The 18899-nt window shown below is 46.2% G+C and carries 19 protein-coding genes and 1 pseudogene; 9 read left to right on the top strand and 11 right to left on the bottom strand.

What is annotated here, in order from left to right; all coding sequences use genetic code 11:
- Nucleotides 1-37: 37 nt before the first annotated feature.
- Complete coding sequence (locus NDI52_RS28635) at nt 38-589, bottom strand: hypothetical protein (RefSeq protein ID WP_348256675.1); 552 nt, start codon at nt 587-589, stop codon at nt 38-40.
- 269 nt (nt 590-858) lie between these two features.
- On the opposite strand from NDI52_RS28635, the gene NDI52_RS28630 reads away from it, so the two are divergent.
- A complete protein-coding gene (locus tag NDI52_RS28630) occupies nt 859-1170 on the top strand; it encodes a hypothetical protein (protein ID WP_348256673.1) in 312 nt (103 codons plus the stop codon).
- Between the two features lie 81 nt (nt 1171-1251).
- Here NDI52_RS28630 and NDI52_RS28625 read toward each other — a convergent pair whose 3' ends face one another.
- The 8 genes from NDI52_RS28625 to NDI52_RS28590 form a co-directional block, all read right to left on the bottom strand.
- On the bottom strand, nt 1252-1386 hold the full coding sequence (locus tag NDI52_RS28625; RefSeq protein WP_348256671.1) for a hypothetical protein: 135 nt from the start codon (nt 1384-1386) through the stop codon (nt 1252-1254).
- 155 nt (nt 1387-1541) lie between these two features.
- A complete protein-coding gene (locus NDI52_RS28620; protein WP_348256669.1) occupies nt 1542-2441 on the bottom strand; it encodes a peptidoglycan recognition family protein in 900 nt (299 codons plus the stop codon).
- Between the two features lie 108 nt (nt 2442-2549).
- Nucleotides 2550-3068 carry a hypothetical protein gene (locus tag NDI52_RS28615; RefSeq protein WP_348256667.1) on the bottom strand — a complete coding sequence of 173 codons (519 nt, stop codon included), beginning with the start codon at nt 3066-3068 and terminating at the stop codon, nt 2550-2552.
- A gap of 111 nt (nt 3069-3179) precedes the next feature.
- Nucleotides 3180-3953, bottom strand: coding sequence for a hypothetical protein (locus NDI52_RS28610; protein WP_348256665.1), 774 nt, complete (start codon nt 3951-3953; stop codon nt 3180-3182).
- A 1500-nt stretch (nt 3954-5453) separates the two neighbouring features.
- Complete coding sequence (locus tag NDI52_RS28605) at nt 5454-6953, bottom strand: hypothetical protein (protein WP_348256664.1); 1500 nt, start codon at nt 6951-6953, stop codon at nt 5454-5456.
- A gap of 78 nt (nt 6954-7031) precedes the next feature.
- A complete protein-coding gene (locus NDI52_RS28600) occupies nt 7032-7877 on the bottom strand; it encodes a hypothetical protein (RefSeq protein ID WP_348256663.1) in 846 nt (281 codons plus the stop codon).
- Nucleotides 7878-7880: 3 nt separating this feature from the next.
- On the bottom strand, nt 7881-8363 hold the full coding sequence (locus NDI52_RS28595) for a hypothetical protein (protein ID WP_348256662.1): 483 nt from the start codon (nt 8361-8363) through the stop codon (nt 7881-7883).
- Nucleotides 8364-8502: 139 nt separating this feature from the next.
- Nucleotides 8503-9039 carry an HTH domain-containing protein gene (locus tag NDI52_RS28590; RefSeq protein ID WP_348256661.1) on the bottom strand — a complete coding sequence of 179 codons (537 nt, stop codon included), beginning with the start codon at nt 9037-9039 and terminating at the stop codon, nt 8503-8505.
- 185 nt (nt 9040-9224) lie between these two features.
- Between NDI52_RS28590 and NDI52_RS28585 the strand changes: the two genes are divergently transcribed.
- The 4 genes from NDI52_RS28585 to NDI52_RS28570 all read left to right on the top strand — a co-directional run bounded on the left by NDI52_RS28585 (nt 9225) and on the right by NDI52_RS28570 (nt 12346).
- Entirely contained in the window at nt 9225-9428 is a 204-nt protein-coding gene (locus tag NDI52_RS28585; RefSeq protein WP_348256660.1) for a hypothetical protein, read from the top strand.
- A gap of 10 nt (nt 9429-9438) precedes the next feature.
- On the top strand, nt 9439-9777 hold the full coding sequence (locus NDI52_RS28580) for a hypothetical protein (protein WP_348256659.1): 339 nt from the start codon (nt 9439-9441) through the stop codon (nt 9775-9777).
- 2 nt (nt 9778-9779) lie between these two features.
- Nucleotides 9780-10241, top strand: a complete 462-nt coding sequence (locus tag NDI52_RS28575; RefSeq protein WP_348256658.1) for a hypothetical protein — start codon at nt 9780-9782, stop codon at nt 10239-10241.
- A gap of 443 nt (nt 10242-10684) precedes the next feature.
- On the top strand, nt 10685-12346 hold the full coding sequence (locus NDI52_RS28570; protein ID WP_348256657.1) for a hypothetical protein: 1662 nt from the start codon (nt 10685-10687) through the stop codon (nt 12344-12346).
- A gap of 433 nt (nt 12347-12779) precedes the next feature.
- On the opposite strand, the gene NDI52_RS28565 is transcribed toward NDI52_RS28570, so the two are convergent.
- Together NDI52_RS28565 and NDI52_RS28560 are read right to left on the bottom strand one after the other, a co-directional pair.
- Entirely contained in the window at nt 12780-15140 is a 2361-nt protein-coding gene (locus NDI52_RS28565) for a hypothetical protein (protein ID WP_348256656.1), read from the bottom strand.
- A 679-nt stretch (nt 15141-15819) separates the two neighbouring features.
- A pseudogene (locus NDI52_RS28560) lies at nt 15820-16026 on the bottom strand (tyrosine-type recombinase/integrase); the annotation flags it as partial.
- Nucleotides 16027-16386: 360 nt separating this feature from the next.
- Here NDI52_RS28560 and NDI52_RS28555 point away from each other — a divergent pair.
- The 4 genes from NDI52_RS28555 to NDI52_RS28540 all read left to right on the top strand — a co-directional run bounded on the left by NDI52_RS28555 (nt 16387) and on the right by NDI52_RS28540 (nt 18320).
- Nucleotides 16387-16671 carry a hypothetical protein gene (locus NDI52_RS28555; protein WP_348256655.1) on the top strand — a complete coding sequence of 95 codons (285 nt, stop codon included), beginning with the start codon at nt 16387-16389 and terminating at the stop codon, nt 16669-16671.
- 108 nt (nt 16672-16779) lie between these two features.
- Entirely contained in the window at nt 16780-16950 is a 171-nt protein-coding gene (locus NDI52_RS28550; RefSeq protein WP_348256654.1) for a hypothetical protein, read from the top strand.
- Between the two features lie 15 nt (nt 16951-16965).
- Nucleotides 16966-17196 carry an HNH endonuclease signature motif containing protein gene (locus NDI52_RS28545; protein WP_348256653.1) on the top strand — a complete coding sequence of 77 codons (231 nt, stop codon included), beginning with the start codon at nt 16966-16968 and terminating at the stop codon, nt 17194-17196.
- Nucleotides 17197-17597: 401 nt separating this feature from the next.
- Entirely contained in the window at nt 17598-18320 is a 723-nt protein-coding gene (locus NDI52_RS28540; RefSeq protein ID WP_348256652.1) for a hypothetical protein, read from the top strand.
- Nucleotides 18321-18899 lie beyond the last annotated feature (579 nt).

The raw sequence follows: 18899 nt of genomic DNA, 5'->3' as shown, positions 1-18899 counted from the left end.
ACTAACTACATCACAGCATTCCGGTGCAGTGCGGTTGTTATGTACGCCTACTGCCATGAGCTGTAAAATCTACGCCTTTGAACAATGCTAGATACGCGTCGTACAAAGGTCCAGAAAGAGAAACAGCTAGATAATAAAGATGGCGAAACATAAATCTTTCATGCTTCAACATACTAAAATACAGTCCATCTCTTCCTCGCCTTCCCTTGCTAAACCACAGATCGGGTAACTCAGTTGATTTGAATCTTGAGAGCATTTCAGGTTCTCGTTTGAATTGACCTAAAACATCATGTATTAAACTTGCGTAATATGTAATTGGTCTATTGTACGTTTGGATTCCATCAGGCGTACCTATCCAAAACAAGTCAAGAAAATTTATTTTTGGCGAATTCCCGTCCCAAGCATAACCTTGAAAAACAATAATTTCGCCCTCTTTTGTAATTCTTAGTCTTGGTTTTGACAGATCGCGTGGATCGAAAAAATCTTTGTCTTCTATAAGTTCACTTTTTAATTCTTTCAATTCATCATCATTGATGAACTCGGCTAAAATGCACTTGTAATCTTCTTCCAGTTCAAACAGCCACTTCATATAAAATCACTCTCTGACATCTTTATTCAAAATTTTTCTAACTATTATTTAAAGCGTTTTTCAGAATAATCCTTTCCTCTAGAGAAACTAGATTGGAACCTTCTTGTAATTTACCCTTTCGTGTGCATAACGGTTCAAATCAGCGGCTGCAAACAATCTCAAGCTCAACACTAGAGGCGTTCATCTGTCCGCTGCATTTGAATTGTGTACGCCCGGCACGGGCGTGAACTAATGGGGTGAAAGTCCCCTGTCGGAGAACCAACATCCAAATGATCCAACAGATCCGAGTGATGGCAACGACTAGCTTAAGGCAAGGGCAAACCCGCGAGGGAATGTCTGAAGGAAGCCAGCGGCAAATCTGCGAACCGACGAACAGAAACATCTTAGAAGGCCGAGCCTCCTGTGGCAAATTAGCAAAACATAACAAAGCCTTTGGTTCAGGGGGCACGGTAAATGATGCGGCTGTGCAGGGACAGTTCACGTTCTTATCCGGGGAGATCTGCTCAAATGGCGGTCTACTAATTTATGGGAGTCTGACTGAGGTCTACCTGGAAACGGGTAGGAAAACTACAGAACCCTAAGGAAAAGCAGACAGCGCACAGGTGTGGAAACGCCCTATGTAATTGAGCAGAAGTCGTGCCGTGGCCATAGTAGCCAAACGCTCATCGTAATGCATGAGACACGGTGAAGGGCCGAACTTCAAAGAGCAGGGAGGAGCCGTAAAGCTCGACGTGGCGATGAACCCGGATGGGGGAGCTAATTAGTCGTCGCTTAATTGCGTAACCAGCCCTAGACATTGGTTCTTTGGATCCAAATTGTCTAAACCTCTTTGAGGAAACGCCCCGTGCGGAGCCGCATGCGGGGTGCTGTGGGAGCTGGAGGGGAAAACCCTCCGGCGACCCGATTAGACTGCTGCATTATTGGTAGTATCGTTAGTTTGTTACTACTATGACTAACCAATTGTTACTGTTCTTGTATCACCATTCCAATCAATCGGCAGATTTAGCCCTTGGTCTGAAGCCAAATCACGCGCAGCAACAAAACCGTTTCGCTCAATAAGGGTAATTATTTGAGCCGATGTACTGCCCGTTGAAATGTCAATCATATTATTTGCAGTATCAATCAAAATAAAAGGTAGGGATTTAGGTGTAGCAGAAGAAGAGAACTTTAGTGAAACTTTTGCTTCATCAGCCCCTACTATTTGCCAATCAAACTTCTCTATGAGTTGACGCAATTTGATGTAGCTTTTCTCATTGTAAATTTGTGCCTGAATGAACCGCTCTCCGTTAACGACGGCTGTAATATTTGCGACCGCTTCTTCCATCCTGGAAACACCAGTCAGCTTTGCTTTAACCAAACTGCGAAATTCATCACCAATTTGAAAGGGAGTTTTTCCAGGCATCCACGTCAGCACCCAAGGATCCCACTTATTGTCCTGACGAATACCTAATACAGGTTGAACCTCGACGTGCCCTAAAACTGTTCGGTTTGTTACAGGAATATCATAAAAATCACACAATTCGGCTGTCACATCCACCATGACATCAAATTGTTTTTGAAGCATTGGAAAACTGCCCAAATTAGAGGGGTTTGTCGCTCCAGCCATACAGCAAACAGTCACACCAATTGAACCAGTATTACAACCTTTTGTATGAGCTGCGTATACTCCATCTGAAGTAGAAGTATTGTCTTTGATTGAACGAGAGCCAAGTACTAAGTCACCATCATTCTCAATCAAAATATGGTAGGCAGCCTTGTCGACAGAATTAGCTTTGTACCTGCCTCCTGTCCAGTGCAAAATAATTCGCTTCATAGAGGCATTAGGCAACCAACTTGCAGGAATAATAGCCATTTTTTGTTGATCCTTCAATTTCTATAACTTGCAAATGACGTTTGGGTCTACTCTCTAAAGAGAAAAGTATTAGACTGGGTAAAACAATGAAAAAATACTCAGCTAATCCTACTCCATGTTTGTAAATGGATTAGAAATGTTTCCGTATAAACCTATAGGTCTTAACTCCACATCAACAGCCGTAGGAATATCTACAATAGAACCAGCAAAAAAACCTTTAATCCGTATTGTAAAATTGTTGCCGCCAGTCAACATACAAGAAACAGAATTGAATGGATACCGTTCTGGCAAACCTGTAATTACAGAAAGCAGAAAATGATTTGTAACTGTGTTCATTGGCAATACATATGATTCTGAATCTCCACGTACACGACCACTACAGTCAAAATTCTCCGATAATTGTTCGCTTGAAAACCTAAATTCCCAATCTAAATACAGAACAGACGACTGACTGGCAACATCCTGTATTTTCCCCGTTAGAGTAGATACTTCTTCATCTGCCAAATCTAGAGCTGAGAAATTAAAAACTTCTGTTGAAGTCAAAAACCCTAAATCCCTATCTTCAGCCTTGACTGGGAAACATACAAGAAACCAAAAAAATATCATGAGAAATCCATATTTTCTCATAATTCCTTAACCTCCAAAGTTAGGTCACGAATAAATCTCAGCCTTTCAATTTGGCTCTAACAGTTCTAGAAATACTCTGAAGCCTCAAATAGTCTCAGAATTGTAAAATTTCTAAAACAATGTAGTGCCCTGCCAATTGATGGCATATCCCTCAATCAACCTAGCTCTATCTATACCGTTGACTGTTCTACGCGCTTGGTGAAAGTCAACATTTCTTCCGGAGATGTAATCGTCTAGTTTTTTCCCAGTAAAAACCCCATTTTTCATGCCATGAATGATGATAAATAGAGAAACATCCGGTTCCATAACCTCATCAGGAAAAGCAACAAAATTTCTACTAAGAAGAGTCCCATACTTCTCGTAATTGAACTTATGCGTCAATTGCACGTAACCACGCCCAAAGTAAGGAGCATAAGGTCTTCTACGACCACCAAACTCCGCTATGGGTTTATATGTGTGGGCTGTTTCATGTTGAATCGTTGCCATGATGTAGCAAAGCTGATTACGATTAGTAATCCCTTGTCTTGCCCCTTCTGTTGCTACAGCTTGAGCAAGTGCATCTCTATTTCCACCTTGCCACCAAGTAGGAACAGCAAACCGAGATGGAGTCATAGGGCTGACTACTGTAGTCTCTAGTAGAGCCTCTGCAAAAGTAGGACCAAACAGTCCGGTGTCAAAATTGTTTAAGTAAACAGCATCACAAAACAGTTCAATTCCATTTTCTGTTTTAGGTCCCCACAAACCGTCAGGATCAGTAGGAGCATAAGCATAAAGCCCTAGTGCATTCAGGCGTGCCTGTATTTCTTTGAGCAGATCTATATCTCTCTTTAGATCAAGCAAAGGCACAATAAGACGATCATCAATGATTTCTTGAAGAGCAGTCATAATTTATCCTAGGTAGGAAATACACTTAAACCAATAAGACCTAAAAATTCCGGTCGAAGAGATTTAGTACTCCAATTAATAGTCTCTATTCAGGGGCTATCGAGATAACTCCGGATTTTTTAAGTAATTGAGAGTTAAGCTTCAGCAATGGAACGGTCTAACGGTTTGAGTCAGCGGTTGTTGGTATCTCTCCATCTAGCTCTAGCGACTTCGATCAATCTGCTACACCCGAATTGTTAGACTTCGCTACCAATGCTTATCAGTAGTGCAACCTACTGATCTTGTGTAAGAAGTTGATGCCCAAGTTTTTACTATTTCAATTGAGGTTTTACCCGCATTCCATACTCGTAAAATAGTGCCCACCTTCTGTAGGTCTCCAACGAGTATAAGAATTGGGATTATCACGAAATCAAGCCCCTTTCGGACCATGACAATGGTCTCAAAATTCATGATTCATTAATTTGTGTTGTAGGAAGTTCTACGAGAGCAGTTTTCCAGCAAATATCCGAATCAACAGTCGAGTGCCGATCACTCTACTAACTGAGTCCATGCCTGTAAACTACCAAATTGGGTTAACTTCAACATCTTAGTGTTCTCTTCTACCCTTGGCAGTGAGAAAAAGTGAGTTTATTTCTTCTTTCTCACTTAACTAAGAACCTTCAGCGGTCGAGTGCATGAGCATAGTTAGACTGCGGTTCATACTTGCTGATGATTTAGCTGAACCGCAACGTTTTTTTAATAAGGTGCTGTGTAGTTATCAGGTGAAGTTGTCGGTTCCAGCGGCTCTATAGCTATCCAGTAGGATTCCCAAACGCTAACACTTATTAACAAGCATAGAAAAAATATGTGCGCCCGCCAGGCCAGTGTTTTCAGGCCTATAGTACAAGCCGGCCTTGACCTTGGCCTAAGTACTACTCAAAAACCACTAGTACACTCCCCTATTTCAGGCATTTTGGAGGCTGAAACCCTACTTTTCTCGTAGAGTAGTTGCCGCGCGGAGCAGCTATTCATCAGGAAAATAACATAGGTGCCACCTGGTAGGAGTGAGGCCGTCAATCAGCTTGAATTTTGGGCATGTAAAAACCCGCTCTGGATTCCAGGGCGGGTTAGAAGGAGAGAATCGACCATGACATCGATTAGGGATTAGAGCGAAGGGCGACTCTCGGTTGCCCTCTTGCGTGGCCTCTAAAAACTTTTGTCTGGGAAGACTTCACTCATACTCCCATCCCCTCACCCTCTCCCATACCGCAGTACCACCGGATGATATAGCTGAAGTCGATAGCTTCAATCCGCGGACTTGCGGAGGAGCGATCGCAACAAAAAGCCCACCCCCTTTGCGTGGATGAACCCTGTGGATGAAGTGTGGATGCTGCTGTGGAGAGGTGGGGTGAAGATGCTGTTTGTGGAGACCTGTGGATGTGCTCCACAGCCCGTATCCACAAGGCTCCACACCCTCCACAGCCCTCCACACTTCACGCCTCAATGACGGCAAAAAGGCCTCTAACAACGGTATCGCAGAGCCTCTCCTTCACCCTCCACACATCCGATTCCCTGACTGGCTAATTGCTGAAAGAAACCCCGAATCTTCTCGGTTGAAATTTGGGTTGTCCGCAAAATGTGGATACCAGAGCGTGCCTGTCTCGCTGTTATCCATTCACCTCGACGATGAGCAAAACAGGCGATCGCCCTCAGCTCTTTGGGCAGTCCTTCTAGCGCAGCGATATCTGGGTCACGGGGTTCATCCCCTGGCTCATCGACCGCAGAGCCAAGTTCCACATCAGCGGGCTTTACTTCGTAAAGCCGCTCCAAGATCTCAGCGGTTAGCTGAAACGGGTTCGCCTCTTCCGCCTGCGGTTGGGATTGGACAGGAGGTGCGGCAGGGGTGGTCGCGGTTTGGGACTCGCCCTTGTCGGTGGCGATCGCCACCATTGGGTATTGCTGCTGCAGGGTTGGAAGGTGGAGCCAATCGGGAAGGGTAATGATGGTTTCGCTATGGCCTGGGCGAGTCATGCGGACAGAAGCAGATCGGGTTTGCTCCCCCCAGGGTGTTTCCCCATACTGCCGGGTTAACTGAATGGCAGAACTATCAATCAAGTCCTTCATCCCCTTGATATTGGAGAAGCCAGCACTGACTGTTCGGGCATGGTTAATCAAGATGGGGGCGATGCCATGCTTATCGCTCTCACTCAAAGCGGTTCTCACCAGGGACTGACCCAACTCCTCATGCCCGTTGCTGTATTGGGTCAACTCATCAATCACCAGGCTCTGGCGATCGCCTCCTAGTCGCAAGTTCTCCACCAAGTCACTGTAGAAAGCTTGAATTGCATCAAAGTCACCACCAGACCCCACGACCACCCCGGCAAAAAGCTTCTGCCCATCGACGTGTGGAGTGACGGCAACCGTTGGCCAGCCCAACAGATAGCTACGCAGGTAGGCGATCGCACTGGCCAGGCTTGATTTCCCGGTTTGCTGGGGTCCCGATACCACCAACAGTTTGCACATCAGCGCATACCGCAGTTCTGGACAGTCCGCCATCAACCGGTTCCATAATGCCCACTGCTGCGAGTTCCATTGGGCAGATACCGGAGGCGCAGCAATGGTGTCCACTGGCACAGCTGCAACATCAACCGCTTGGGGAGTGGCCACAGCCAGCACAGGGGCATCCTCGACGGGAGGCAGTTGAGCCAACACGCGGCGCTGCTGCTCATTCAGGTAGCGCTCAAGGCGTCCATTCTCGATGTCGTCAAAGGCCTTCTCTCCCTGGCGTACCCGGTCAATCATGTACCAGCCGCCTACCAACCCGACCGCGATCGCCAATGGTGGGGACGCCATCACCGATAGACAGTACCCAGCACCTGCTAAGGTCGCCACCAGGGGCACCATTAACCCACCGTGGTACTCCTGCAGGACGCGATCGCCGGCCTGCTGCACCAAGGCGCTACGGGGGTCGATATTGCTCTCTGCGATCTGCTGAATGGCTCTGATATCACTGAAGTTCATGGGATGTCTCCTGGGGTGTCGTGAAGGGACAAAAAAGGGGCACGGGCGGTCGCCTCAATGCCCCATGCAAAAGGGTTTTTACTTGCTTTCAGATGGCTTCTGAGTCGTGGTCTGCCCGTTGCCGTTGCGTTGATACGCTTCCCAGGCCGCAGACTCCGCAGAGTCTAAGCCAAATCGCTTGAAGATGCTGTCGATCGCTTCCTTCAACGTGACGGTGCCCTGAGCCGGTGGCACGTCCTCAGGTTTGGGCTGTTGCTGGGGTTCGTCCTTGGGTACAGCTGATTTGGTCGGCTCCTTGGGCTTGCTAGAGGTCGAAGGTTTGCCACCCCCAGCCGTGGGCTGAGTTTCAGGTTTGAAGATCGCCTTTCCACCCTCGGCCAGCAACCACAGAAATACCGTCACCTGAACGGTTGATAGGCAGATTACCAACCAGAGCAACTCGCCCCAGTTGATCGTCAGACCTGTAAAGCTCACCACAAACGGCTTGAAGTAGCGCAGCAGGATTGCTAGATCAGTGCAGAATGCCCCGTAGCACAGCAGCATGACCCGACCAATCCACCGTTGAGGGTAAGCGTTGTATTGAGACTTCAGGCTCGCAACCAACGGGTTGTCTGACTTGCTGACCTCTAATCCACGGAACCGTTCAGCGGCTTTAATCAGCAAAGCCAGGGCACCCAGCGATCCCTTCACCAGCAAGGGCAACGCTTCCAGCACTTGCAGCAAGGCCCACAGCACCAAGGCCACGAAGCCGATCAGGAACTTGAAGAATCCTTCAGGGGCGAAGAAGGACATCAAGATTTTGTAGTAGAGGCTGGCATTCCAGGCGCAGAAAACAATCACGGCAATCCGCGTAACCAACACCAGCATGAGAATTCCGAAGGAGCCGCTATTGCCTAAACCGGGATTTTTGAGAGTGTTCGACATCGTTTAGCCCTCTGCAGCTGTATTGGCATTGACCTGGGGAGCAACGATGCCCCGATGGGTCGCCCGCTCAATCGCCTGCTTCACAACATCGGGAGAGGCATTGCCAGCAAACTGCGTGAGATTGCCAGCCTCGCCCACCACAGCCGTTCCGCCGATGCCATCGCACACCACCAGGCCCGGTTGCAGGAGCTGGGCATTGGTTCCACTGACGGCAACAGCATTGGGCACGATTTGGGCAAACCGCTCATTCTCATAGAGCAGCAGGCAATCTTGTTCGTAGCGGGCATTGGCGATCGCCCGTTCCTGCTCCATCAGCTCATTGCTGCGTTGAAGATTGGCAACGCGAGTCACTTCGCTTTGGCGTTGTTGGTAGCGCTCCCATTGGCGAGGAGCTTCTAGAGCAAGGGCACCGGCAGCCACCAGCACGAGGGCAATAGGAGTTAGTTGCTGGGTGAGGGTTTTATCAGGGTCTGGGTTTCGTAACATAGATGTGTTCCTCTCGATTTGCGTGGAGTGGACAGGGGGCGATCGCCTCGGCCTGAGAAACTGGGCGATCGCTCTCCTTGCGGATTTTCAGAATCATGACAATAGATGCTGATAAGGGCGAATGCCCCCAGAAGCAGCATTACGAGCGCAGCGAGGGCACCGACGGTTCTGGCTCGGCGGGGTCGGCAGCAGATTGCTTTCCCAGCACAGACACACTCTGGTTAATGGCGCTGGCTTTAATGCCTTCGAACACCGCGTCAATTTCATGGATCGTCTGAACGGCTTTGAATGCAGCAAATTGCTGCACCAGGTGGGCTGCGTTCAGGACAGCATTCTGTCCGGTCTGCTGGTGCTGGTGTTTAGAGGTGGCGATCGCCTCCAGGTCCCACTGCACCGAATGGGCTTTATGCGGCACCAGGCCAGGAATGCCATAGGTCATACCAGCCTGATGCAGGACAGGCCCATCCGAACCCGTCGGAGCATGGATTGCAGGCCTGTAGAAGCGTTGAGCAATCTGGGCCTGCTCAGACTCTTTCAGCAGGGTGGCTTTTCCAGTCCCCTGGGCCGTGCCCATCTTGATTCCACTTTCCGCTTCGATATCGGCCATCGCATTGCGAACCGCAGTATGCGAAACATTAAGCTTTTCAGCCAATTGGCGAATCGATAGATCTGGCATTGTGTAAACCTCTCTTTACAGTTGTTTCCAGCCATTTCCACCCTTCAAAGCCTTAGCCCTCAGGGGTTTGGCTTGTTTCTGGGTGGAAAATCGGTTTCCGGTTGCTTGCCACCCTAGCACACAATTAGCATCAATAAAGCATACTGGAATATGCTATTAAATTCTTAGAGCATAAAGGAGCTAATATGCGAGGTGATTCTACGGCTGAAAAGATGAGTAAACGCACAACCATCACGTTGCCTGATTCCGTGTTTGAGGAATTAGAGGACTGGGCTGAGCAGCAAGGCAGGCCCACAGCAAACCTTGCTTCGTTTTTGGTTGAGCTTGGCATCAGGACAGCCAAAGAACGCGGGGAATACAAGCCAAAATCCCAGAAGTCTAAGAAGTGAGGGCGATCGCATGAGCAAACGTGAACTCACTGAATTGCTAGCTCTGATCGATGAATGGGTCGAGCAACTCGAAGACTGGGAGCTAGAGGGCAAGTGCCGCCAGTCCGGTCATAACTTCATGAGCTTCATGCAGGAACGCGGCGTCCGCATCAAAGACCTCGAAGCCATCATCGTGGCCGCCACTGGCTATCGTCCAAAAGATCTTTGCACAGTTGACGACGCGGCCATGCTGCGGAGTGCGATCGCCAACTACGAGTACAGCACGACGGTGACTCATGAAACAGGAGCCGATGTGAGCGATCGGGCTAGACACGCACTGAACGTCACCAAACAAATCTGGGGGTCTTAACGATGAGTTCCCTAAAGACCCGATTCTGTGAAGCATTTGAAGTTGGCATGCGGCTGGAGAACGAATGGGCACAGTGGTTTGACCCATCGCTACCGCAAACCCTGCCTGATGAGTATGAGTATTCACCTGATGTGGCGATCGCCATGCTTGATGCGGGTGAGACGTACTGGGGCCATCCCGGATGGATTCAAGACATTTGGCGCATCCTGGATGATTGGGCCAACGGCGGCAAGCTCATTCGCCTCCGACTAACTGCCCAATGGCTACTCTCCACCCTGCCTCATGACCCCATAGATGGCGATCTGAGCGATCGCCTCTACTTACTCGCGACAGGTCAATTTTGTGAAGCATTTGAAGGTGAAGCCTGCCTCTGGCCCCATAACTCAAAGTTCTATCTGAAGACCTTGAACTGGAAAATGGCAGGGGTCGCCCAAGCCCAAGAACAGCGTTTGGCCAGAAGGTGAAGGATCTCATGAAGAGGGGTGAGATCAAAAGGGTTGAAGGGTATCGAGATCTGAGAGAGATCACGTATACTTCTCAGAAGCGAATTAACCACCCTTATCACACTAGGGGTAGTGATTTGCAAGTTACAAGTTTGTCCGTTTCAATTCAGGAGATCGCATAATGTTCTAGCCCACTCCCTAGAAAGCCAAAAACTCCAACTGCCGCAAACAGTTGAAGTTTCAAAGGCTTTATTAATTTAGCTGCACTAGAAGACTAACCAGAGGTTTAGCGGCCAGCAGTTAGTACTTCAAAAAACGCTATGCCAATCTTAAAGGCGAGCGACGGATTTTTGCAACTTTTTTTCAGAATTTTGTACAAAATCCTTCTACTCCGTTTCCTGACAAGAATCTCCGACATAGCGTTCTGAACCCTTGACCCACTCCACTTTTGGGATTCATTACCTATGTCAGAAGCTACCTCTTCTTCGCGATCTGAGCGATCGCCCTCTCTTTACATTGAAGAAAGCAATCCGTTTCTCGCTCTCTTCCCCCATCGCTTTGATTACATCTGGGCACCCGTTCCACTACCCGGGCACCCCGTCGAATGGCAAACCGAAACACGTCACCCCTTGAGCGATCGCATGATCGAGCAGGGCAACTGCCTCTATGGAGTTCGGTTTGGCAAGGAAACCAACTATGCCATGCTCGACATCGACATCAACAGCACCTACCACCCCAAGCGCGACCCGTTCGCCATCAGACGCATCCTGGAAAGTTTTGAGGAGTTCGGCATCACCCATAGCCTTATCATCTCCAGCTCCTACAGCGGCGGCATCCACATCTACCTGCCCTTTGCCCAGGCGCAAAAGTGCGGTTCCTTGGCCATGGCGATCGAAACCCTCGTCGAACTCAAAGGGTTCAAGGTCGCACCTGGACAACTGGAAATCTTTCCAGACCCCAAACCTTACATTGCCAACAGCACACCTCAGCTCTACAACGGGCATCGGCTGCCGCTGCAGAGCGGTTCCTACTTACTCAATGGGGACTGGGAACCAAGCTATAGTTCGCAAGCAGAATTTGTACGCCGCTGGAAGTTTTGCCAGGAGCACAACGAGGTCACCAATGCAGCGATCCAGCAAATCCTCAAAACTTACCGCCGTCGACAGTGCAGAGTCTCTGCCAAAGCAACTAAATTCCTTCATGATCTCCACACCGAAATTGAACAAGGCTGGTCAGATCATGGGCAAACTAACCGACTACTGGGTCGCATTGCCCTGCGTGAATACATTTTCGGCCACATTCTTGCTGGTGTTGCTCCCTTAGAAGGCGTTGACCTGGTGCAACAAATTGTCAAAGTAGCCACTGCCCTTCCTGGCTATGGGGAGTGGTGCCGTCACCAACATGAGATTCACAAACGCGCCGAGGAATGGGCACGCTCTATTGAAAGGAGTCGCTATTTCCATTACGGATCTAAGAGCAGTACCCTCAGCACCCTACAACCAGCAGATGAGGAAGAACAGCCCACCTGGAATGAGCAGCAGTCTCTCACAGCACGGGAAAAGATTCGAGGGGCGATCGCCGACCTGCTCAGCAAGGGTACGTTACCCTCCCAAATCACAGAGCGCTTCAATGCGCTGACTGAATATCACATCAGCGGCAGTACCCTCTACCGCCACCGTGACCTGTGGCATCCAGCACACCTCATAGAACCCACAATCGGGCCTGTGGAAATCCCCCCCGTACCCCCCCAACTTTGGGATAGCAACCGGGCGCAAGAAGAAAAATGCGCCCGGGCTGCTACAAGCTTATTAGCAAAGGATGGGTGTAACAAACCACAGGATAATGTTTCTAGCGATTTAGATAGCTCTAGCCAGGAAATAGGGTGTAATTTTACCCCGGAGCAATTGAGTATTTTTGAACTAGTGCAAGAAGCAGCAGGCCAGGAAGCGATCGCGAACCAAAAGCGTATTCGCTTAGAAGGTCAACAGCAACGCCATATTGAACGGATGCAGGGGTATCTAGATTCAGGAGATCCAATTCTGGTAGCGGAGGCGATCGCCTGGGCACAGCTTAATCCAGGAGTGCTCACAATCCCTCCCTCCAACCTTCCACCCAGTTCCTGTTGAGCAAATGTGGAGCAGGAAAACCTGAGCGCATGAGGATAGGCATTCTTGCGTGGAATGGGGGCGATCGTCTCCCATTCGTTAGGCTGCGTGGAGAATCTGCATAACCCTATGCAAGGTTCTATCACAGAACAAAAGTAGTTCATTTGTTCTATAAAGCAAAAAATGATTTATCCTGATCATTAGCGGTCAGCTATCCCAAATTTCTCGCCTATTTCTGAAGCAAGTTCAATAAATGAACACGGATAAGTGAACATGGGTCATTTACTAAAATCTTTGAAACGCTGACTGAAGAGTCATTACAACAACTTGAACACAGAAGAATTGCTGCACAATTTCCCTAAAATGTGAAAGAGCTGTGTTCAGTTTTATCAATAGTGTCGCTACTCCCTTTGGCGTTCTAGTAAATCTCTGTCTTCCTAAAGAAATGAGTAAATCATAATAGCCCATAGTCATCAGGATTAAGCCCATGTTCTTTTAGAAAATTTTCTGTAATCATCCGGGATGCTAGTGCTGTTTTTTCTAATGCCTGCAGCTTGTTGTAAGCTGAACTGTCCTGCATTTCAGGACTATGGTTCTTCAAGATAGCTAAAGATTTTCTTTCTGCATCTGTCATACCTTGTCGCTCAAAGTAACTGGTTGCAGAACTTCTCACACCATGAGGGTTAGCCCTGACCCCACACTGCCCCCAAATAATATTTTCATAAACCTCCTTCAAGGATTTAATGCTATGCGGTTTACCATTAGTTTGAGTGAAAATATAATCATGGCCTGGTTGAAATATATCTCGGAAACCAAGCAATTGCTTCGTTTCTGGAATAACATATCCACACCAGTGAAACTGCTCTGCACGATAGGGACTCTTCTGTTTTTTTCCACTATTTGAGGGCCAGTTATGCCATGTTTCTGAGTAATCTTCTCGTCCATAAAGCCATGCTTGCAGTTCAGGATTGTAGATCTTCGGCACTCTATAGCTACTCTCCCGATCAGTTTTAGTTTGCGTTGCATCTAATTCAACAACCCATTCAAATGGTTTACCCTTTGGATCACGAGGTATATTTCCTATTGCATCTTTCGCATCAGCAGAATCTAGATAGTAGAGCTTCGTATGCGTGTTGTAGTAAACCTTATAACGCCTAGATCTTGTATCCCAAGGAGCTTCTTCATGGGTCCCAGTTTCCCAGTTGAGATGATAAAGTCTTAAAGTATCGTGTACCCTCAGTTCTCGTACAACATGTTGGCGATCGGGACAAACAGTAAGGAAAAACATCATAATTAAATATCGTTGGAAATCCCTTGCTACAGCTCTTTGAGTCCTTAATCTTCCTAGGTTAGTATTCCACTGTTCGTCAACCTTAAGACGTGGAGAGCATAACTCTAGTAATTTCTTTGGTAACTGTGCGAGTTCTCGCCAAGCAGGATTACGTTTGATAGGGTTGATATTACTAGGTTTACTAGGAGTTTTTTCCTCCTCACTTCGCATCCTACGAAGCTCCATAATCACAGCAATATCTCTGTAATCTGGGTACATAACTGGATCTGTGATGTGTCGGTAGAGAAACTTTGCTAGGTTCAGTTCGGCATGATAAAACTTCAAAATATAGTTAGAACTAATACGATAGCCATCTACCGTATTCAGTGGATTATGTTGATATTTAAGCCATTTGATATAGTCATTTAAGAAGCCGCGAACTGATTGAGCAGTTTGCTCAGCCAATAATTTTACTCGTTCCTTTGCTTGGTCACGTTGAACAATACTCCTTAATACCTCAATTTCATCATTTTTCTGGCTCTGCTGAAGTGCCTGAACTAATTTAGTTGTTAGGCTAAAACTAAGGGATGCGTTTTTTGCAGATAGCTCAGCCTGAATTGCATCTAGTAATTCCTGGCTGTTATTACTAAATAAATCCTGCTTAGGAATATCATTAACTATCCAGGTATTAAGACTACCAGGGTGAATGTCAATAACAGGGATCAAATCTTCAAGGGTTACTTGATCGATAGCTTTAGGAGGATATTTTTCATTCAAGTTCTCAATCCATATAGGAGGGCAAGGGTTTACCAATAGCCAGTCAGAATCATACTGTGGATTCTTTGCTTGCATCTGATGAGCATATTCACGCATCTGGTGATAATAGTTCACCTTATCCAGAATCCGCCAACCCAAGAGTTGCAAATTACATCGAAAGCAAATTTCATAAGTCATCTCCTCTACAGCGCCTGGAATGGGACGGCGATCGCTATAGTGTGGGTCCAGCCAAAAGGCTTCAAACTCCCTGAACTGCTTTTGTGCATGTTCTGAAAGCTCTTCAAGCTTTAGTCTATAAGGGACGAGAGTATGGCGATTTGTAATAGGATGATCTGCTTTGTAGCCATACCCTTGGTTTCGTTCTGCACTTGGGTAACAAACAGGGATAGTCCAGTTGTCATAATCTTTAGGGTTCAACAAACCCTGCTCTTGGCACCACGTCAAAAAGTGCTTGAGGCAAGATTTGTAAACACTGCGATTGAGGGGAGTTGTATCTAGATCTATAAAAACCTTTTCCTGCCAGCCTAAAACCCGATCAATATCGCTAAAATCCTTGATATTTAATTTGCTAGCTAGTTCCATCACTTTAGCAACTTGCGATGGAGTCAAAGGACGCTCAGGAAAAACCTGAAAATCAAGTTTTAGCCCAGGGTAGGGCAACAGGTATCGAACGATTGCTGTTTTTACGTTCTTTTTTCTTATAGGGAAGAACTCTGCGTACAGTTGGTAAGCATCTGTCAGACTAGTAATTTTTTTTACACTGCTCATATCAACTCCTAGTACACATGTATTAATATATAACACATGCACCAAACAGTAAGTGTCGCCGTCGTAGCCAAGAGAAGATGCATCTTCTATGAAAAAATAGAATGGCTAAAACCTAGTATTATCAATAACTTTATATTTTTCTTTTTATAAAGCAGTCTAAGGCTGTCTTATACGCTCTTATACGGCTTGAGTTCCAGCTAAGTTAAGGGATGCGTGACCTGAGCCAATCTAGATATGAGAATTTGGAATTTAGAAAGATAGATGTATAGCTTGTAATAAATAGCACTAATTTAGCGGAAGCAGACCAGTAATTATCTGGTCATTGACTTCTTGTTTTCAGATGCCTCACACCGAAGCAGACGCGAACTAACCTGAACTGCACTGTTCAATCCTTAATCAATATAATGATCAACTCTCTCCTATTGACCTGCTCTAATATTTAGAGCAGGTCAATAGGAGAGAATTCGCTAATTGAGATGGCGATCGTCCCTATTGGGTAGCATCCGTGCTTGTTTTTTAACTAGAATAGTTGCTCCGCGCGGCAACTATTCCACGGAAGAATCAGTATTTCAGTATCCAAAAGTGCCTGAAATAGAGGGGTGTACTATGGATTCGAGAGTAGTACTTAGTCCAAGGGTTGGGCCATCATGTACTACAGGGCATAATCAGCGCACTTTTATCAGTCCACAGGACTTCTGACCTCTAAACCACCCCGGTTCAAAACGTGAGTGTAAATCATCGTTGTTTTCACATCCTTGTGTCCCAATAGCTCCTGAACTGTACGAATGTCGTAGCCATTCTGAAGCAGGTGGGTAGCAAAGCTGTGACGAAAGGTATGACAACTCACTCGCTTATCAATTCCAGCCTGTCGTACTGCCAGCTTTAAGACCTATTAGAGAGAAGCTGCGGTTCAGCTAAACCACCAGCAAGTATCAACCGTATTCCAATTATATTCACATGCCCGACCACTAAAAGGTTCTCTGTTTAGTGAGAAGAGTCGTCTACAGCGAGTAATGGGCAACGTTAGACGGATAGATTTTGAACAAGGTAGTAGCCTGAGTGTTATCCATTTGTACCTGAAGCTCAATTTATAAAGGCTTTACAGATAAGTTTAGATACATCTGGTATTTGTACAGTGTTTACATAATTTTTTTTATGTTAATTTCGTGGATGTATAGTTCAGCCCATCTGGACGTTTGCAGTAATTTAGATACAGTTCTCCAACTCCTAAATCAAGAGGTGGGATATGGCAGTAAAAGCTGGAATTCTCAAGAAGGGTGATGATGTCATAAACGTTTGGTCTCAAGGAGAAGGTATTTCTGTTGCCGTCAAACAAAAGAATGGAGAAGTCTGTATTCATTCCATATCCCCAGACGAGAATGGAAATATGCGAGTTGATAAGGATGCTTCCTTGTTGATTACGTTTGGCAATGGTGAAGTTCAAACATCTACTTCTGTAACACCTAACAAAGAAGATGTTGATACTCAGCAGGCTTCTGAAACTAATACTGTCGAAGTTGTTACTTTCTAATTTCAAATATCTGCTAAAAAGACTATGACTTGTTCCATTTGCAAACAAGGAGGACATAATGCTAACAGTTGTCCTCAGAATCCAGCCAATTCAGTGCGAGATCGAGCAATGGTCATACGAATCGACAAGCTGACCAAGAAGGAAGAGAAGAAATTAACCGAGCAAATCATCAAGAAAAAAGAGAAGATCGCCCCTGATGCGAGAGGCACAATAGTCAAAGGTTCACAAAAACAATTACCTTCCAACAAACCTAAAGAATTGAAACCAGGTGAGGATTGAACTCAGGAGCTGAAAATGGGAAAACAGAGACCGTATAAACATTCAAAAGCCCAAAAAGAAGTCAAAGCTATAGAAGCCAATCAGTGTCTTGTTTGCGGTACAGTCGCACAGCCGGCACATGGTCACCACCTAATTCCCTATAGTGAAGGGGGATCTGCTGACCTCCAGAACATGCTAACTCTTTGCCCGCAGTGCCATACTGATTACCACAGCGGAAAGCTAAATATCGATATTTACAGGTTTTAGTTGAATTTTGTCACCGTCTAACTTTGCCCATGACCCCGACCGGGAGGCGGTTGGCTAAGTCTCAAAGTTTATTGGCAGTGGGTTATGGGCAAAGTTAGATTGGTTAGGCTATTGATCTGTCCAGCGAATCAATAATTCTCAGTATGAGCTTCAAGCTTTAAAACAGCCCACCAACAGTGGGCTGTTTTAAAGCTTGAAGCTCATACTGAGAATTATTGCCAGCGAATAGAGTATAGATAGATGTTGAGTTATAATCGGTAGTGCCAGTAAAATGGCGATTGAGCTTGTAGTCTAACAAGGCTAAGACGTTACTGGGTGACCAGTAAAGATCCCGGTTCGATTCCGGGCGAGCAAAGAACACTAAAATAATTAGTTAGTGTTTTTTGCTCGCATTGAATCGTATGAATAGAAATGCACAACTAGCAGTGTTCGAAGCTCAAGTCAAAAATGTTCGAGAGCTTGATGCCGCTTGGAAACATGTAAAGCGCAGTATTAATCGAGATTTAGTCAAAGGAAATCAATCGTCAGTCCGCCTCCATACTAAACTTCTTACTCTCATTTATTGTGCTTGGTTGGAAGCAAGTTTTTCTAAGCTCATCCACACACCTTATGGTTTTGATCTGTCTGAGATAGCACAGATAAAGTCAGCTTCTCGGAATAGCATTGTAGAGGCTTGGAAGGAATGTATTAACATAGCAGCTCTAAGAGTTAATCCAGGTAAAAGTAACTATCTCCCTAATATTAAACAGAGACTCAATCAACTTATTGAGAAGTATGTTGAGGAGCCAAGTTTATTGAGGAATAAGGTTGCCCATGGGCAATGGGTCAAAGCGTTAAATCGAGAAAACTCTGCTATTAATACCGAGTTAACAATTGCAATCAGCAATCTTGACGTTGTTAAGCTTGATATTTTGCATGATGCCTGCAAAGGTTTATGTGAAATTGTCGAAGTATTAATTGAGTCACCGGAACGGGCTTTTCATCGGGACTACTGGCTTTTATTGAGTAAATTAGAAGAACATATGGCTAGAACTTCTCAATTTAATCTTGCTGATAAAATTGCAATTCTTAAATCAAGACAACCGAAGCAAGTACAAGTTAATAGTTCGGATGTAGCAAACTGACTGAAGCTATTAGGTAGAGCGTAAAGACTCCGATAACTGCTGAGCTAAACCGTTAGAGCGCTTAAATTCTCGGCAGGGATAGAAGTCCAAATCTCTTACTAAACAGATGAAGATAAACAGCCCTTAGCAGGCTATAAGTGAGTGGCACTGAAATAATCCCAAGCCTAAACCCAAAAAGGGCTGAGGTCTAGTTCAAAACTCTGACAAAACGAAGCGGCTTAACGCTTCTTATGCAAGGCCTCTTTACCGAGAGACTTGAGGTACGGCATCTGTACCTCAAGTCGGAGGGGATTATTCTCGCAAGTTTCACAAATTTCAGATAGAGATAACGGCACAGTTCTCATCCTGTACCCTGACGATTTTGAGTAGCTGCAATGTATTGCCAGGGGAGGGAGCGGCGGCAGGTTCTACTCCGAGAGCATCAGGTTCCCCGCAGTCGATTGATGAGCCTGGATAAACTGGATCAGGTGTCAGGTGACAATGCCCTTGTCAGGAGACGACAGTGCAGTAGGCGGATTTGACGACCACCTGTGAGATCGCCAATTGACGCTTAGGTATCAGACAAAATCAACGACAAAA

The sequence above is a fragment of the Leptolyngbya sp. PL-A3 genome (genome assembly GCF_039962325.1).
GTDB lineage: Bacteria > Cyanobacteriota > Cyanobacteriia > Elainellales > Elainellaceae > Vacuolonema.
The sequence above is the reverse complement of the archived record's forward strand: the minus strand, read 5'-3'. Positions and strand labels throughout refer to the sequence as shown.

What these genes read in the sequence shown, in the direction of transcription:
- NDI52_RS28635 (WP_348256675.1), bottom strand. Translation starts at nt 589, where the DNA reads ATGAAGTGGCTGTTTGAACTGGAAGAAGATTACAAGTGCATTTTAGCC.
- NDI52_RS28630 (WP_348256673.1), top strand. Translation starts at nt 859, where the DNA reads ATGATCCAACAGATCCGAGTGATGGCAACGACTAGCTTAAGGCAAGGG.
- NDI52_RS28625 (WP_348256671.1), bottom strand. Translation starts at nt 1,386, where the DNA reads ATGTCTAGGGCTGGTTACGCAATTAAGCGACGACTAATTAGCTCCCCC.
- NDI52_RS28620 (WP_348256669.1), bottom strand. Translation starts at nt 2,441, where the DNA reads ATGGCTATTATTCCTGCAAGTTGGTTGCCTAATGCCTCTATGAAGCGA.
- NDI52_RS28615 (WP_348256667.1), bottom strand. Translation starts at nt 3,068, where the DNA reads ATGAGAAAATATGGATTTCTCATGATATTTTTTTGGTTTCTTGTATGT.
- NDI52_RS28610 (WP_348256665.1), bottom strand. Translation starts at nt 3,953, where the DNA reads ATGACTGCTCTTCAAGAAATCATTGATGATCGTCTTATTGTGCCTTTG.
- NDI52_RS28605 (WP_348256664.1), bottom strand. Translation starts at nt 6,953, where the DNA reads ATGAACTTCAGTGATATCAGAGCCATTCAGCAGATCGCAGAGAGCAAT.
- NDI52_RS28600 (WP_348256663.1), bottom strand. Translation starts at nt 7,877, where the DNA reads ATGTCGAACACTCTCAAAAATCCCGGTTTAGGCAATAGCGGCTCCTTC.
- NDI52_RS28595 (WP_348256662.1), bottom strand. Translation starts at nt 8,363, where the DNA reads ATGTTACGAAACCCAGACCCTGATAAAACCCTCACCCAGCAACTAACT.
- NDI52_RS28590 (WP_348256661.1), bottom strand. Translation starts at nt 9,039, where the DNA reads ATGCCAGATCTATCGATTCGCCAATTGGCTGAAAAGCTTAATGTTTCG.
- NDI52_RS28585 (WP_348256660.1), top strand. Translation starts at nt 9,225, where the DNA reads ATGCGAGGTGATTCTACGGCTGAAAAGATGAGTAAACGCACAACCATC.
- NDI52_RS28580 (WP_348256659.1), top strand. Translation starts at nt 9,439, where the DNA reads ATGAGCAAACGTGAACTCACTGAATTGCTAGCTCTGATCGATGAATGG.
- NDI52_RS28575 (WP_348256658.1), top strand. Translation starts at nt 9,780, where the DNA reads ATGAGTTCCCTAAAGACCCGATTCTGTGAAGCATTTGAAGTTGGCATG.
- NDI52_RS28570 (WP_348256657.1), top strand. Translation starts at nt 10,685, where the DNA reads ATGTCAGAAGCTACCTCTTCTTCGCGATCTGAGCGATCGCCCTCTCTT.
- NDI52_RS28565 (WP_348256656.1), bottom strand. Translation starts at nt 15,140, where the DNA reads ATGAGCAGTGTAAAAAAAATTACTAGTCTGACAGATGCTTACCAACTG.
- NDI52_RS28555 (WP_348256655.1), top strand. Translation starts at nt 16,387, where the DNA reads ATGGCAGTAAAAGCTGGAATTCTCAAGAAGGGTGATGATGTCATAAAC.
- NDI52_RS28550 (WP_348256654.1), top strand. Translation starts at nt 16,780, where the DNA reads ATGGTCATACGAATCGACAAGCTGACCAAGAAGGAAGAGAAGAAATTA.
- NDI52_RS28545 (WP_348256653.1), top strand. Translation starts at nt 16,966, where the DNA reads ATGGGAAAACAGAGACCGTATAAACATTCAAAAGCCCAAAAAGAAGTC.
- NDI52_RS28540 (WP_348256652.1), top strand. Translation starts at nt 17,598, where the DNA reads ATGAATAGAAATGCACAACTAGCAGTGTTCGAAGCTCAAGTCAAAAAT.